The sequence below is a fragment of the Paraburkholderia sediminicola genome (assembly GCF_046030555.1).
GTDB lineage: Bacteria > Pseudomonadota > Gammaproteobacteria > Burkholderiales > Burkholderiaceae > Paraburkholderia > Paraburkholderia sediminicola_E.
Genome location: NZ_JAQQCH010000002.1, coordinates 399056 through 414283, shown reverse-complemented (window position 1 = coordinate 414283; position 15228 = coordinate 399056). Strand labels below are relative to the sequence as shown.

General features: G+C 61.4%; 15 protein-coding genes and 1 pseudogene. 10 read left to right on the top strand and 6 right to left on the bottom strand.

Features of this window, described 5'->3' with window-relative positions; translation table 11 throughout:
- Positions 1-454 precede the first annotated feature (454 nt).
- Positions 455-2203, top strand: coding sequence for a peptidoglycan D,D-transpeptidase FtsI family protein (locus tag PQQ52_RS05075; protein WP_408207443.1), 1749 nt, complete (start codon positions 455-457; stop codon positions 2201-2203).
- A gap of 187 nt (positions 2204-2390) precedes the next feature.
- Positions 2391-3854, top strand: coding sequence for a catalase (locus PQQ52_RS05070; protein WP_408207441.1), 1464 nt, complete (start codon positions 2391-2393; stop codon positions 3852-3854).
- A gap of 59 nt (positions 3855-3913) precedes the next feature.
- Here the strand turns inward: PQQ52_RS05070 and PQQ52_RS05065 are convergent, their stop codons facing one another.
- Positions 3914-5029 carry a GGDEF domain-containing protein gene (locus PQQ52_RS05065; protein WP_408207439.1) on the bottom strand — a complete coding sequence of 372 codons (1116 nt, stop codon included), beginning with the start codon at positions 5027-5029 and terminating at the stop codon, positions 3914-3916.
- A 312-nt stretch (positions 5030-5341) separates the two neighbouring features.
- Between PQQ52_RS05065 and PQQ52_RS05060 the strand changes: the two genes are divergently transcribed.
- Positions 5342-5599 carry a DUF2866 domain-containing protein gene (locus PQQ52_RS05060; RefSeq protein ID WP_120295794.1) on the top strand — a complete coding sequence of 86 codons (258 nt, stop codon included), beginning with the start codon at positions 5342-5344 and terminating at the stop codon, positions 5597-5599.
- 4 nt (positions 5600-5603) lie between these two features.
- Here PQQ52_RS05060 and PQQ52_RS05055 read toward each other — a convergent pair whose 3' ends face one another.
- The gene (locus PQQ52_RS05055) at positions 5604-6260 is read right to left on the bottom strand and encodes a glutathione binding-like protein (protein ID WP_408207437.1); all 657 of its coding nucleotides are present in this window, start codon (positions 6258-6260) and stop codon (positions 5604-5606) included.
- Between the two features lie 65 nt (positions 6261-6325).
- On the opposite strand from PQQ52_RS05055, the gene PQQ52_RS05050 reads away from it, so the two are divergent.
- The 3 genes from PQQ52_RS05050 (at position 6326) to PQQ52_RS05040 (ending at position 7719) form a co-directional block, all read left to right on the top strand.
- Positions 6326-7006, top strand: coding sequence for a TetR/AcrR family transcriptional regulator (locus PQQ52_RS05050; RefSeq protein WP_408207435.1), 681 nt, complete (start codon positions 6326-6328; stop codon positions 7004-7006).
- A gap of 67 nt (positions 7007-7073) precedes the next feature.
- Positions 7074-7232: a hypothetical protein gene (locus tag PQQ52_RS05045; protein WP_408207433.1), complete on the top strand. Its 159-nt coding sequence runs from the start codon at positions 7074-7076 to the stop codon at positions 7230-7232.
- Between the two features lie 118 nt (positions 7233-7350).
- Positions 7351-7719, top strand: coding sequence for a hypothetical protein (locus tag PQQ52_RS05040; protein ID WP_408207431.1), 369 nt, complete (start codon positions 7351-7353; stop codon positions 7717-7719).
- Between the two features lie 64 nt (positions 7720-7783).
- Here PQQ52_RS05040 and PQQ52_RS05035 read toward each other — a convergent pair whose 3' ends face one another.
- The gene (locus PQQ52_RS05035; protein WP_408207429.1) at positions 7784-8410 is read right to left on the bottom strand and encodes a LysE family translocator; all 627 of its coding nucleotides are present in this window, start codon (positions 8408-8410) and stop codon (positions 7784-7786) included.
- 157 nt (positions 8411-8567) lie between these two features.
- Between PQQ52_RS05035 and PQQ52_RS05030 the strand changes: the two genes are divergently transcribed.
- From PQQ52_RS05030 to PQQ52_RS05015, 4 genes and pseudogenes are all read left to right on the top strand, one after another.
- Positions 8568-9152 carry an IMPACT family protein gene (locus tag PQQ52_RS05030; RefSeq protein WP_408207427.1) on the top strand — a complete coding sequence of 195 codons (585 nt, stop codon included), beginning with the start codon at positions 8568-8570 and terminating at the stop codon, positions 9150-9152.
- 177 nt (positions 9153-9329) lie between these two features.
- Entirely contained in the window at positions 9330-9872 is a 543-nt protein-coding gene (locus PQQ52_RS05025; RefSeq protein ID WP_408207425.1) for a hypothetical protein, read from the top strand.
- An 8-nt stretch (positions 9873-9880) separates the two neighbouring features.
- A pseudogene (locus PQQ52_RS05020) lies at positions 9881-9964 on the top strand (LysE family translocator); the annotation flags it as partial.
- A 265-nt stretch (positions 9965-10229) separates the two neighbouring features.
- Positions 10230-11207, top strand: coding sequence for a 2-dehydropantoate 2-reductase (locus PQQ52_RS05015; RefSeq protein ID WP_408207423.1), 978 nt, complete (start codon positions 10230-10232; stop codon positions 11205-11207).
- Positions 11208-11299: 92 nt separating this feature from the next.
- On the opposite strand, the gene PQQ52_RS05010 is transcribed toward PQQ52_RS05015, so the two are convergent.
- Genes PQQ52_RS05010 through oxlT form a run of 3 tightly spaced genes read right to left on the bottom strand, consistent with a single transcriptional unit; the run spans position 11300 to position 15056 of the window.
- Entirely contained in the window at positions 11300-12751 is a 1452-nt protein-coding gene (locus PQQ52_RS05010; protein ID WP_408207744.1) for an aldehyde dehydrogenase family protein, read from the bottom strand.
- Positions 12741-13685 carry a LysR family transcriptional regulator gene (locus tag PQQ52_RS05005; protein ID WP_408207421.1) on the bottom strand — a complete coding sequence of 315 codons (945 nt, stop codon included), beginning with the start codon at positions 13683-13685 and terminating at the stop codon, positions 12741-12743. The genes PQQ52_RS05010 and PQQ52_RS05005 overlap by 11 nt, the downstream gene beginning before the upstream one ends.
- A 30-nt stretch (positions 13686-13715) precedes the next feature.
- Entirely contained in the window at positions 13716-15056 is a 1341-nt protein-coding gene (oxlT, locus tag PQQ52_RS05000) for an oxalate/formate MFS antiporter (protein WP_408207419.1), read from the bottom strand.
- Positions 15057-15228: the final 172 nt, after the last annotated feature.

The following is a 15228-nucleotide window of genomic DNA, read 5'->3' as shown; positions in this document are numbered from 1 at the left end:
TTTCAAGTCCGCGCGGCTTTTTTACGACTGCTTGCGGCCTGTGGCTGTGGCTGTGGCTGTGGCTGTGGCTTCGGCTTCGGCTTCGGCTTCGGCTTCGGCTTCGGCTTCGGCTTCGGCTTCGGCTTCGGCTTCGGCTTCGGCTGCCCCTCTGCCCCTGCGGCGACACGGCGGGCGACGTGCTCCCCGCCCACTCCCCACTTGCATGGCTCTCGCATCCAGATTACGTTCTGATTACAATCTGGGCAGTGCCAGCTTCACGCTACGCATGCTGACCACGCAGGTTCATCGGTAACCCAAGGTATTCACCGCCGCCGATTCGGGCGGCGCAAGCTAATCCGCTGCACGCTGCGCGCGTGTGGCTTTCACTCGAGGAGCACGCTCGACAGTCACGCGCACAAGCCACCGGCGTTGCCGGTTTCAGCTCGCCACGCACCACTGTTCGTTATCCGCACTCATGATCCAAAAGAAGAAATCGCAGTCGCACGACCCGTACGCGCCCGGCGCGAAGAACCCGTTGTTAGCCGCGCGCTTGCCGATGTGGCGCTCGAAACTTGTCGTCCTGCTGGTATTCGGCGCGTTCGCGTCGCTGGCGGGGCGCGCGTTCTGGGTGCAGGTGGTCAATCAGGATTTCTACGTCGATCAGGGGCAAAAACGCTATCAGCGCACTATCGAACTCGATGCGACGCGCGGGCGCATCGTTGACCGCAATGGCTCGCTGCTCGCCGTCAGCCTCGCGACTTACGAGATCTGGGCCTCGCCCAAGCTGCTCGATGAAGCCGCGTTCGCGCCGCTTTCGAAGCTGCTCGACCTGCCGCTAGCAGAACTGCGCCGGCGTCTGAACGGCGACAAAACCTTCGTGCTGCTCAAGCGCCAGGTGGATGCCGACACCGCCGGTCACCTCAACAAACTGGGCCTCGCCGGCATCACGCAGATCGCGGATTCGAAGCGCTTTTACCCAGAAGGAGAATCGGCGGCGCACGTGGTCGGCTTCACGGATATCGAGGACAACGGCCAGGAAGGCGTCGAGCTCGCCGCCAACGAGCAACTGCTCGGCGTGCCAGGCCAGCGCGAAGTAATCCGCGACCGCCTGGGCCGGGTGGTGTCCGAAACCCGGCCGCTCGTGCCCGCGCAGAACGGCGACACCATCCATCTAACGATCGACCGGCGCATTCAGCAGCTCGCCTACGCGCAACTGAAGGACGCCATTGCCAAACATCACGCCGAAGCCGGCAGCGTGGTCGTGCTTGATGCGCGCAACGGCGAGATTCTCGCGCTCGCCAACTATCCGAGCTTCGATCCGAACGACCGCGCCCGTCTCACCGGACGGCAACTGCGCAATCGCGCGGTAGTCGACACCTTCGAGCCGGGCTCGACAATCAAGCCGGTGGTCGTCGCATTGTCGATCGACGAAGGTAAGGTGCGACCGCAAAGCATCATCAACACCGCGCCAGGCTGGTACAAGATCGGCCCGGCCGTGATTCACGACACGTCGAATCACGGCGCGATGACTGTTGCCGAAGCCGTGCAGAAGTCGAGCAATATCGCGCTCGCCAAGCTCGCATTGAATCTGCCCGCCGAAACGATCTGGAACAAGTATCAGGAATACGGGCTCGGGTTGCGACCCGAACTGACCTTTCCGGGTGTCGCGTCGGGCAAGGTGCGCCCGTACAAACGCTGGCGTCCGATCGAACAGGCCACCATGGCGTACGGCTATGGCCTGTCTACTTCGCTGCTGCAAATGGCGCAGGTGTATACGGCCTACGCAGGCGACGGCACCCTGCATCCCGTGAGTTTGTTGCACAAAGACAGAGATGCGGACGGGAATGCCGGTGCAGGTGGCGCGGCACAGGCCACCGGCAAAGGCCACGCGGTCACGACACCCGCCACTGCGCGCGCGATCCGCTCGATGCTCGAAATGGCCACCGGCCCTGGCGGCACAGGGCGTGCAGCGGCGGTGGAAGGCTACCGGATCGGCGGCAAAACCGGCACGGCGCGCAAGCAGGTCGGCGCGACTTACGCGAAAAACCGTTACCGCGCCCTGTTCGTCGGCATGGCGCCAATGAGCGACCCCCGGCTGATCGTCGCCGTCATGATCGACGACCCGGCCGGCAAGGCGTTCTATGGAGGGACGGTGGCCGGCCCGGTGTTCGGTGCGGTGACGGGTGGCGCACTGCAATTACTCGGGGTGCCGCCGGATGCGTGAGGGGCCGTGGCGGGGTGCAATGCACCCTGCATGACTCTCTTGTTGTCTTCAAAGTTTCATCGAGCGGCACCTCGCAAGCCTTGCTAGACTAGCCCTCGCGCTGCACGAACTGGCATCCAGCGTCCCGTTGCGCATCGGCCGCTACGACGGCCGGCGCATTCCCCCGCAAGCAAGCCAAGGAATAGCCATGACGAATCGAACGTTGACGACCGCGGCCGGTGCGCCGGTCGGCGATAACCAGAACTCCGAAACCGTCGGCCCACGCGGCCCGATCACACTGCAAGACTTCTGGCTGATCGAAAAACTCGCTCACTTCGACCGAGAAGTCATTCCCGAACGCCGCGTGCACGCCAAAGGCTCAGGCGCATTCGGCACGCTCACCGTCACGCACGACATCACCCGCTACAGCAAAGCCAAAGTCTTCGAAGTCGGCAAGGTCACGCCAACGTTCATGCGCTTCTCGACAGTCGCGGGCGAACGCGGCGCGGCGGATGCAGAGCGCGACGTACGCGGCTTCTCGATCAAGTTCTATACCGAAGAAGGCAACTGGGACATCGTCGGCAATAACACGCCGGTGTTTTTCATCCGCGACCCGCTCAAATTCCCCGACTTCATTCACACGCAAAAGCGCAATCCGCAAACCAATCTGCGCGACGCGAATGCGGTGTGGGATTTCTGGTCGCGCACGCCGGAATCGCTGCACCAGGTCACGATCCTGATGAGCGACCGCGGCATTCCGAAGAACTATCGGCAAATGCACGGCTTCGGCTCGCATACGTTCTCGCTGATCAACGCGAAGAACGAGCGCTTCTATGTGAAGTTTCACTTCAAGTCGAAACAGGGCATCGAAAACTACACGAATGCCGAGGCAAACGAAGTGATCGGCCGCGATCGCGAAAGCGCGCAACGCGATCTGTTCGAACAGATCGAAAAGAAAAACTTCCCGCAGTGGCGCTTCTGCATTCAGGTCATGACGGAAGCCGAAGCGCACACGCGCAAGGAGAATCCGTTCGACATCACCAAAGTGTGGTCGCACAAGGAGTTTCCACTGATCGATGTCGGCGTGCTCGAATTGAACAGGAACCCGGAGAACTATTTCGCGGACGTCGAACAGTCGGCCTTCACGCCAGCCAATATCGTGCCGGGCATCGGCTTCTCGCCGGATCGTCTGCTGCAGGGCCGGCTCTTCTCGTACGGCGACACGCATCGCTACCGGCTCGGTATCAACCACCATCAGATTCCGGTGAATGCACCGCGTACGCCGAACGTGAACACCTATCACCGCGACGGCGGCATGCGCACGGACGGCAATCTCGGCAGCACGGTGAACTATGAGCCGAACCGGTTCGGTGCGTTCCCGCAGGATGCGTCGGTGAACGAGCCGCCGCTCGCCGTGGAAGGATCGATCGAGCACTACAACCATCGCGAGGACGACGACTACTACAGCTACGCGCGAGCGCTGTACAAGTTGTTCGACGCGGCGCACCGCGAGCGCTTCTTCCGGAATATCGCGGAAGCGATGGCGGGTGTGCCGAAAGAGATCGTCGACCGGCAACTGGCGCTGTTCGAAAAGGTCGATCCGAGTTACGCGGAAGGTGTGAAGAAAGAACTCGGCAAGACGCCGCCGGTTTCGGAAACGGCGCTGCCTTAAACACCTGCAATGCGCCCGGCCGGTTGTGCATGCAACTGCTTGGGCGATTCCGGCAAGCGTTAGCGTGACACCTTATCGCTACCCGCTTTCGCCAACGCCTCGATGCGGTTGCGGCCGTTGCGTTTGGCCTGGTACATCGCCCGATCGGCTTCTTCCATTATCGCGTGGCCGTTCGCGGCCGCCTCGGCCGGCGCACCGGTAATCGTGCGCGCCGCCACGCCAATCGACACGGTCAACGCGATGCGTTCACCGTGATCGTCCTGCAAATCCAGCCTTTCGACAGCCAGCCGCACACGCTCGGCGACCGTCAATGCATCGGAGCGATCGCCTTGCAGGAGCGCGGTGAACTCTTCGCCGCCGTAGCGCGCCACGGTGTCGCCCAACCTTACCTGCTGTCGCACGCAGGCCGCCACCGCCGCGAGGGCACGGTCACCGGTCTGATGTCCGTAGGTGTCGTTGATACGCTTGAAGCTGTCGATATCGCTGAACAGACACGCCACCGGCACGCCGTAACGGACGGCGCGCATGATCTCCTCGCGCAACCGTTCGTCGAAGTAACGGCGATTGGCGAGGCCGGTCAGCGAATCGGTCATGCCGAGTTGCTTGAGCCGCTCGCGATGCGCGACATTGTCGAGACTCGCGGTAACGATGCTCGCGAAGCGCTCCAGAATATCCGTGGCCATGCCTTCGCCGAAACGCTCCGGGTCGTCGCTGCACAGGCACAGATAGCCGCTCACGGTGTCACCGGCGGCAAGCGGCAGCAAGATCGCGCTCGCCGGCGAGTCGGCATCGCCGAAAAATGCGCGGCGCGCCGTTTCATCCAGCTCGCCCGGTTTGCCCAGCCATGGCCGTCCCTCGTCGCACAGACCAAGGGCGGTGAGGCCGCCTTCACGCGAGGTTCGCAGGTTGGGCTGGTCGAGCGCATGCAAAGCGCCCGGCTCGAGAAGTTCAAGCAGCATCGGCGCGCGGTCATCGAGCCACAACGTCACGCTCGCCAGCGAGAATTCCTGCGGCAGATGGCTGAACAGCGTGTCGAGAAACGATGGAAAACTCTGCGCGCCGATCAACCTCAACTCGACGTTCTGGAAGCGGCGCAGCGTGCGTTCGTTGTGCTGCACGGTATCGACGAGCGAGCGAAGCCGGTCTGAAAGCGGCGTTTGAGCGAGATTCGTCACGTTATCAATGATGCGGACCCGGAAGCGAACGGGGGCGGCGGCCCCAACCGCTGTAATAACGGCCGATTCAGCGAGGTCTTGAGGGTTGGATCACCGCGCACGCAAAACAGTGGTTGAGCGCAGACAATCGAGCTGAGGGATCAAGCGTGGAAATTTTGGGCGCGATCTTAAGTTTGGCTTAATTCTTACCTGTAACTATGGCACACAACATCCCCTGTTGAGCCGCCAGAACATCGGCGGCGCTTTTTTATCGAGGGGTGTCGCCGAGGCACCGATAGATGGACAGCATGCCTGCGAAGAAGGAGTCAAACCATGGTGGAAGACACGGTATTCGAGCATTTGCGCGCGATGCCCGGCAACGAATGGGTGCGCCAGATCCACTCGTGCAAGGTCTCAGACCCCTTGCAACCCCCTTGGGGACGCTCGTACAGACTCGTTGAATGGACCATGAAGCACACCCCCGAATCGAGTCGCCGCGTGGTGCCGGCCGAAAGCACGCCACTCGAAATCGCACAGGCGGTGGTGTCGCACATTCCGGGACGCCGCTTCTGCCAGCACAGCGACGACTGATCGCCTAACCGGCAACCTCCCCTCGGTTTTTTGCGCGCTTCGCCACTTCTTCCTGAAACAGCGCGACTTCTTCCGCAGCGGCTTTTGCGACACTCGGGCGCTGCATCAAGCGCTTGTAGTAATCCGCAACCGCCGGCCATTGCGACAGATCGATGCCGCCAAACGACGCCCAGTTCAGCACGGTGACCAGATAAGCGTCGCCGACGCTGAACGCGTCGAGCAGATACTCGTTCTGCGCCAGATGATCTTGCAGCACACCCAGCCGCAATGCGGCCTTCTCACGCGCATAGTGCTTCACGTCTTCCGGCGCGCGCGCATCGAGTAGCGGCACGAACACCGCCTTGTGCAACTCCGTACTGATAAAACCCAGCCATTGTTGCAGCCGCGCGCGCTGTGCCGTGCCCGCGGGGGGCGCGAGCCGTGCAGCCGGAAAATGATCGGCGACATACGGCAGGATCGCCGTGTTTTCGCTCAACAGCCAGCCTTCATCCGTACGCAGCACCGGCACCTGCCCGAGCGGACTGATCGGATAAAAGTCCGAGCCGTCCGACAACTGTTTCGACTTCGTATCGACCTGAATGTACCCGGCCTGCGCCCCCGCCTCGTACAAGGAGATTCGGGTGGCCAGTGAGCACGCTAGCGGAGAGAAGTACAGATCCATGGGGAATCCTCTGTCGTTGGAGTTTTTGTACTATATTGCATATAAATCACTTACGCCATATTTTTATGCCGACCAGTACAAAAAAGGAAATACGCCCTCGCGGCCGCCCACGTGCCTATGATTCCGACCAGGCGCTCGCCGATGCAAGAAACGTGTTCTGGCGCAGCGGCTACGCGGGCACCTCGCTGGATCAACTGAGTGCCGCGACCGGCATGAACCGCCCGAGCCTGTACGGCGCATTCGGCGACAAACATGCGCTGTATCTGACCACGCTCGAACGTTATATCGAGGCCGGCCGGCTCGCGATGGTTGATGCGCTCCGCGAGGACCTGCCATTGCCGCAAGCCCTGCTGCGCGTTTATGACGGCGCGCTCGCGTGGTACTTGCCCGCCGACGGCGATCCGCTCGGCTGCTTCATGATCGGCACCGCCGCGGTCGAAGCAGTGGATGACAGCGAGGTTCGCGCAGCCCTTGCCGAGGGACTGCGCACCTACGACAAGGCCTTCGAGAAACGCTTCAAGCTCGCGCAGGCCGCAGGCGAACTGCCCGCAGAAGCGCAACCGCCACTCCTCGCGAAGATCGCCTCGGCGATTTTGCACAGCCTTGCGTTGCGTGCCCGCGCGGGCGATTCACGCGCATCGCTGCGGGCGACGGCAGTTGCGGGGGTGGCATTGATATGCGGCAGTGCGAGCGAATCATCTGTGCCGGCAACGGGCAAAACCTCGGCGAAAGGACGTGGACACTAGGCGGAAGGTATTTCGCGCGCGTCGTTCAGTTTGCACCCAGATCATTGGTAGCCGGATAGCAGCGCCCTTGCAATGCTTGACAGTCATGGGGGACGGTTATGCCTATGATGGGCGCTTCCGCCCAACACGTTATGGTTTCGACATGAGCTATCCGTACGACGTACTGACCGCTGTCTGTCTTTTTATCATTGTGGTCTCCACCACCATCATGCTCGCGCTCGTCTGAGCGTTATAGCGCCCCTTTGCAGGGCTCGCGAACCGCTCAACGCGCTCTACGCGCTCTACGCAGTTTCGTAAAAAGACGGGATATACTGTACATATATACAGTATCTTTCGTCTGAGCAATGCGCCTTCCTCCCTTCGCCCCTCCCACGCTCGCCGAACTGCGCACCTGGTGGCGCACACGCGACGAGCAGGCCATCCAGCGGCTCATCCTCGAGATCCAGCGTCAACGGCTCACGTTGCTGGAGTTGCGCAACCTGATCGACAGCGGCGTCCAGCAGGCGCGCGCAGCCGACCGCACGCTGGTCGAACGCGGCGAGCCATTAATGACATTACGCATACGGATCGCGCAGGAAGTACTGCGTGTCGGTGACATTGACGATACCCGGCTGATGAGCCGCGCCGAACAGGAAAAGCTCGCCGTGCGAACAGAGGGCCAGATGGAATACGCGCGTGAAGGCCGCTTAAGGCGGCAGCGCCGGAATATCTAGTGCGAGCGTGGCTGCACGTTTGCGCGCGCCCGAACGAAATGGCGCGCGGCGGCAAGCAGATTCGTCAGCGCGTTTGCGTGGCGACGCGCAGGCCGAGCGAAATGAACAGCACGCCGATGATCTTGTTTTGCCAGCGGCTCAGCCATGTCAGGCGCTTGACGAGTTTGCCCAGCGGGCGAATGGTCAGCACAATCAGCGTTGTATAGAGCGCGCTCATGCCGACGAAGATCAGCCCGAGCGTCGCGAACTGCAGGAATGAAGAGCCATGCTCAGGGCGAACGAACTGCGGCAGGAACGCGAGGAAAAACAGCGCGGTCTTGGGGTTCAACACTTCGGCAGGGATCGCCTGAAAGAAGGCCTTGGAAGCGGATACCTGCGCGACTGCCGGCACATGCGCGCTCGCCTGCTTTTCGCGCAAGGCGCGAATGCCCAGATAGATGAGATAGGCGGCGCCGACGAATTTCACGGCATTGAAGGCGAGTGCCGAAGTCATCAGCAGCGCCGAGAGGCCGACCGATGCGCCTAACGTGTGTATGAAATCGCCAACTGCGACACCAAGACCGGTGAGAATGCCGGCCTTGCGCCCGCCATGCACCGTGCGAGTCAAAACCAGCAGCACGGCCGGCCCCGGAATCAGAAAGAGCCCCAGTACCACGGCAACGAACGTTCCTAGCGTAGAAAAATCAAGCATGTGGTCTCCTTGGCGGCGCTTCCGGTTCAGCAGCGAGGCGCGTGTTCAGCGGACGATTGTAGACGAATATCCATCAACGATCCGTTACCATGGCGGGCACATGGCCGCATGAGATTCACATGCGGTCTGCATCTTTCCATCCATCGAAGTCTTTGCCTTGCCCACCTATACCTTGCCCGCGCCGCTGTCCGCGGAACTCGAGATTCGCAAGAGCCGTTTTATCGCGCATGCGATACCGGTCGCCGACCGCGACGCGGCGATGACCGAGCTGCGTCGTCTGCGCGACGAGCACCCAGGCGCAACGCATGTGTGCTGGGCGCTGCTGGCAGGGGGCCAGTCAGGCATGTCCGACGACGGCGAGCCGTCCGGAACCGCGGGCCGGCCCATTCTCGAAGTGCTGCGGCATCATGATCTGGACGGCGTGCTGGCAGCCGTCGTGCGGTATTACGGTGGTGTCAAGCTGGGCGCCGGCGGCCTGGTGCGAGCGTATACGGATGCGATTGCATCGGCGCTACTGGACGCGCCGCGAGTGGAGAGGATCGCTCAGGTTACGCTGATCGTCGAAGTGAGTTACGCCGACGAAGCGAAAGTGCGCCGATGGATCGAGGCCGAAGGTTACGGACTCGTGGACAGTGCTTACGGGATGCTGGTGAAGATGACCGTCCGGCTGCCCGTCAACGCGGTGGACGATGCCCGGCTGGCGCTGGTGGATATGACTCAGGGTAAAGCCGGTTTTTTTTGATCGTTTGCCCTCTCCGCTCGCTGTTACCATGCTGCTCTGTCCCGGGATGACTCAACCTAAAAGGCAACTCCTCTGACCCCGACTGCCGCTTTTTCCAGCACAGCGCCCGAGTCGCCGCAACAGAGTCAGTCTGTGCGGCCATCGACCGGTCCCACGCGTCCCGCCCTGAGATCCGCTGTGCTCAAGGGTTGCGGCGTCGTGGCACTGCCGTTGATGCTGTCCGCCTGCTCGTGGTCGTGGTTCGGTCTGAATAACCCACCGCGTGCGGCGGCGGCGCATTCAACCGGCTGGCTCAGCATTGCCCCCGCCCGTGATTTCGTCTACATGCCGGCTCGCAACGGCCAGGTTTCGCCGAACCGGATCGAAAATACGGCGATGACCGGCATCGTGCTAAAGAACGATATCAACGAGGCCGTGCGCAACGGCATCGTCAGCAGCTTGCGGATCGCCGGCTTTCATCTCACCGGGGGCAGGAAGGTTCTGAGCGGCAGCATCGAGCAATTCACGGTAGACGACTCACGGTCGCCAACATTCTGGACACTGAAAATGCGCTATGTCGTGACTGATATCGCGACCCAGAATGTTGTGTTTTCAACCATCAAGACGGTCCGGCAGAAATCGCCTAAATTCACCAGCAATACGATTGCCATTGAAGACACGGTCAGGTTGAGCGTCGATGCGTTGATCAGCGACCCGGGCTTCGTTAAATCGGTGAATTGAGCGGAGGGAAGGTTCGCCGTTGGTTCAATCGCTGCTGCGGCGCGTTTCTGGCGACGATCGGCGTGAGCGTTCTGCCAGTTCGGCGGGTATAAAACACCTGCTCAAAAGCGAAATATTAAGCTTACCGAACGATCTCGGCGATTACGCCCCGGATTGTACTACCTCCTCGCGTGCCGTTGAAACCTGCAGGGCAATCGGCCGTTAGCGCATATATAAACGATAAGTAATAGACGGACGCAGAAACTTTAACTGTCAGTAATCATCCTGCGCCGCTATGCTCAAAGAGTGACCCGCCGTCGCGGTAAGACGATATGCGGCATCGGGCAAGCGACTTCTCATCGTCACAGGGGCGGCATCATGAAGATCTGTATCTTCGGAGCAGGAGCGATTGGCGGTTTGATGGGCGTGCAACTGGCACGTGCCGGCGCGGATGTGAGTTTCGTCGCGCGCGGCGCGCATCTCGCCGCGATGCGTGAACACGGCGCACGCCTGATCATGGACGGCGAAACGTATAGCGCGCCGGTACGCTGTACTTCCGACGCGCGCGAACTTGGCGTGCAGGACTTTGTGATCATCACACTGAAGGCGCACTCGCTGCCCGGCGTGGTCGATGCAATGCAGCCGCTCCTTGGCAAACACACGGCCATCGTCACCGGCGTCAACGGCATTCCCTATTGGTACTTTTATCAGCACGGCGGAAAATTCGCCGGCACGCGCCTCGCCAGCATCGACCCGGACGGCAGCCAATGGACCAAGCTCGGCCCCGAACGCGCGATCGGCTGCGTGCTGTATCCCGCCGCCGAGATCGTCGAGCCGGGTGTCATCAAGCACGTGTACGGCAAGAAATTCCCGATCGGCGAGCCGAGCGGCGAACGCACGCCGCGCATTCAACAGTTGCACGAGATCATGCAAGCGGCGGGATTCGACGCGCCGATCCGCGACAATATCCGCGACGAGATCTGGCTCAAGTTGTGGGGCAATCTGTGCTTCAATCCGATCAGCGCATTGACCCACGCCACGCTCGATGTCCTCACCAGCGATCCCGGCACGCGTGCGGTATCACGCACAATGATGCTCGAAGCCAAGCGGATAGCGGATCAGTTCGGCGTGCATTTTCGTGTCGATGTGGAAAAGCGCATTGACGGTGCGGGCGCGGTCGGCGCGCATAAGACTTCGACGCTGGTCGATCTGGAGAACCGCCGTCCGATGGAGATCGATCCGCTATTGACGGTAGTGCAGGAAATGGGCCGTCTCGTCGCCGAACCCACGCCGACTATCGACGTCGTGCTCGCGCTGGTCAAGCTGCGCGAACGGATGGCATTGCAGGGCGATTGAGCGCCCGTTCACACTGGGACCAACGTCTCACAAGCTTCAGTTCAGGAAAGGAAAGGATCGAACGCCACGCGTTCGATCCTTTTTTTACATCGTTATTGATCGAATGCCAGCCACACCGCCTTCGGCTCAGTGAAGTTTTCAATCGCCACGTCACCATGTTCGCGGCCAAAACCAGAATCGCCGGAACCGCCCCAAGGCAGGCGCACGTCGGTGTAGCCGTAGGTATTGATCCACACGGTGCCCGCTTTCAGATCACGCGCAACCCGATGCACACGACCAATGTCCGCGCTCCATACGCCAGCCGCGAGGCTATACAACGTGCCATTGGCGATACGGATCGCATCGGCTTCGTCATTGAAACGAATCACGGTCGCGACTGGCCCGAAGATCTCCTCCTGCGAAATGCGCATTTCATGCTCGACGTTGGCGAACACCGTCGGCTCGACGAAGAAGCCCCGCTCGCCCACGCGCGCGCCGCCGGTCACGAGCGACGCCCCTTCGGACCGCCCTGTCTCGACATAGCCGAGCACGGTCTTCATCTGCGCGGCGGAGATAAGCGGTCCCATCGAGGTTTCGCGCGCCGCCGGGTCGCCGACCTTGATCGCCTTCGCACGCGCCGCGAGACGCTCAATAACTTCGTCGTAGACGTCGCGATGAGCCAGAATGCGCGAGCCCGCCGAACATACCTGGCCGGTATTGAAGAAGATGCCTGACGCCGCGGCTCGCACCGCATTGTCGAGATTCGCATCCGGGAAGATCAGGTTCGCCGACTTGCCGCCGAGCTCCAGCGTGACGCGCTTGAAGTTGCCGGCCGCGCCTTGCAGAATGCCGCGCCCCACGGAAGGCGAGCCCGTGAAAGTCACCTTGTCGATGCCCGGATGCGCCACCAGTGCATCGCCCACCACCCGCCCCTTGCCGGTGACGATATTCAGTACGCCCGGCGGCACGCCCGCTTCGAGCGCGAGTTCGCCGATGCGCAGCGCGGTCAGCGGCGTAATCTCCGCGGGCTTGACGATCAGCGTGCAACCGCACGCCAGCGCGGGCGCAATTTTCCACATGCCAATCATGAGTGGGAAATTCCACGGCACGATTGCGGCGACCACGCCGACCGGCTCTCGCAATGTGTACGTCAAGGCGTCGGGACGCACCGGCACGACCTGCCCATTGATCTTGTCGCACCAGCCTGCGTAGTATTCGAGCGTATCGATCGCAGCAGGAATATCCTGGCGCATCACCGCGGAAATCGGCTTGCCGGCGTCGAGACTTTCGAGTGTGGCGAGCTCTTCCAGATTCGTGCGCATCAGGCCGGCAAGACGCATCAGGATGCGGCCTCGCTCGGCTGCCCGCATCGCATTCCACACTTTCAATGCGGCACGCGCCGCATGTACCGCGGTATCCACATCGGCGGCGCTGCCTTGTGCCACCCGTGCAATCGGCTCTTCGGTCGCCGGGTTGATGTCGATGGAATATTCGCCGGTGCCGGGCGGCAAACGCTTGCCGTCGATCAGCAGATCATGGCGCATGAGGTCGGTTTCAGTTTCCATCATGAAGCTCCTTGAGTGGAATGTCGCGCGGACTGACTAGCAGCGGATCGGTCAGGGCAGCGAACTGCGCCCACGCCGCCGCAGCGTTGGGTCTGAGGGAGCGGTTGCGACGATGCACGAGCAGTGTCGTCAGATTCATCTCGGGAACCAGCGGCCGGCTCACCAGCGACGCGGCAGGCGCGGGCCAATGTCCACCGACGGGTAAAACGCCGATGCCGATACCCAACTCGACCATGCGCGATACCGCCGCCACGTGTCCGAGTTCCTGCACCGGTCGTTGTTTCAGACCATGCGCGCTGAAGGCGAGTTCGAGCGCAGCGCGCACACCCGCGTCGGCATTCAACGTGACGAGCGCCCATTCCTGCAATGCGCTCCATGCAACGCCGGCTTGCCGCGCCAGCGGATGCGCAGACGGCATCACCACATGCAGTGGCGTCGTGAACACCCCCTGCGCGTGCAACTGATCGCTGACCAGAGGCTCGGCCACCGAGACCACGCCGAAGTCCACTTCCCCCTGCTCGACGCTCGTGAGCACGCTGCTTTGCGGTTGATCCTTGACGGACACGATCAACTCGGGAAACGCCGACGCGCAACGAGCCAGCCCCTGCGCCACCCAACTCGACGACAACACGGGATTACTCGCCAGCACAACTACGCCGGTGTGTCCGTCGTAAGCGGCTCGCTCCTCGCACAGCGTCAATTCGATTTCATCGAGCAGGCGCCCAATTCTGCGCTCGAGACTCGCGCCCGCATGAGTCAGTTCGACCTGGCGCGTGGTGCGGTCGAACAGTTTCAATTCGACCGCGTCTTCAAGGTCGCGCACGCAACGACTCACTGCCGACTGCGTCAGATCGAACTCGCGCGCCGCGCGCGTAAAGCTCCGTTCACGCGCAACGGCGACGAACACCTTGAGTTGCTGCAGTGAGACATTCATGGCTTAACTGCCGGGTGTGGGCATCTCACCCTATTCCCCTGATTGTTCAGGCCAGTGGCTAAGCCGCGACGGCTTGCTGCCGGCCACGGCCAGCACGCCCTGGGGCTGGTTGTGCTCTTCGATCCAGCGCGAGCGCATTGGCGCGAGAATGAATTTCGCCGAGATGCCCGCGCCGATCGTGACGACGGCAGAGACGATAAAAACGAGATTCCAGCCGCCAGTGGCCGACAGTACCGATGCAATCGGCACCAGCAGCGACGCCGTTCCCTTCGCGGTGTAAAGCGTGCCCGCATTGGCCGCCGCATATTTGCTGCCGAAGGTATCGGCGCAAATCGCCGGGAAGATCGAGAAAATTTCGCCCCAGAACAGGAAGATCAACGCGGCGAACGTCATGAACGCATACGGGTTGCTGCCGTACTGCATCAGGCCGAGCAATGCGAGGCCCTCGCCGATAAAGATCACGAACATCGTGTTTTCACGGCCGAGCTTGTCGGAGATGAAACCGCACAGCGGACGGGTAAAGCCGTTGCAGATATTGTCGATGGAGAGCGTGGCGGTGAGCAGCGGCAAGGTCATGCCGAAGATCGTCATCGGGATGCGTGCGAGCCCCCAGTCTTTCGCGATCGGACCGATTTGCGCGGTCGCCATCAGGCCACCCGCTGCCACCGCGACAAAGGACACGTAGATCACCCAGAACACAGGTGTCTTGATCATCTGACCCGGCGTGTAATCGACCTTGGTCACCGCGAATTTCTTCTTCGGTGCGGCTCGCTGTTGCAAGTTCGGCTTCTTCAACAGCAACGCGAGCGCGAGTATGCAAACACCCTGCAGGATGCCGAAGAAAAAGAAGGTGTGTTCGTAGCCCGTGCGCGTGATCATGTTGGCGATCGGAATGACGGTGACGGCCGCGCCGGCGCCAAAACCTGCGGCAGTCAGGCCGGCCGCCAGACCGCGGCGGTCCGGAAACCACTTCAACGCATTGCCGACACACGTACCGTACACACCGCCCGCACCGATCCCGGCAATGACCGCCGACACATACAGCATCGGCAAGGTCGTCGCATACGAATTCATGACCCATGCGAGACCGGCGCACACCGCACCGCCGGCAACCACCGGGCGCGGTCCAAACTTGTCGACCAGCCAGCCCTCCACCGGCACGAGCCACGTTTCAGTAAGGATGAAAATAGCGAAGGCGAGCTGAATGGATGCTTCACCCCAGTGATGCCGCGTATTCATCGGCGTGACGAACAACGTCCATGCGTATTGCAGATTGGCCACCAACGCCATGCACATCATGCCGATGACGAGCTGCCACCAACGGTTCGCCCAGAATACGCGCGCCGTGGCCTGCTGATTGATATCGCCCATGAGCCCTGTCTCCGCTATTTATTGGGTGCGGCCTGCTGTCACGCCGCACTGTGTGCGTCTCACTTATTGTTATGACCCGAATAGCCTTGCTATTCGGGAATATTTAATATTTGCGTCTTTAATCCGCATTCTTTATAGAACCGCCCTACCTGATTTACCTTTTTTCGGGTCG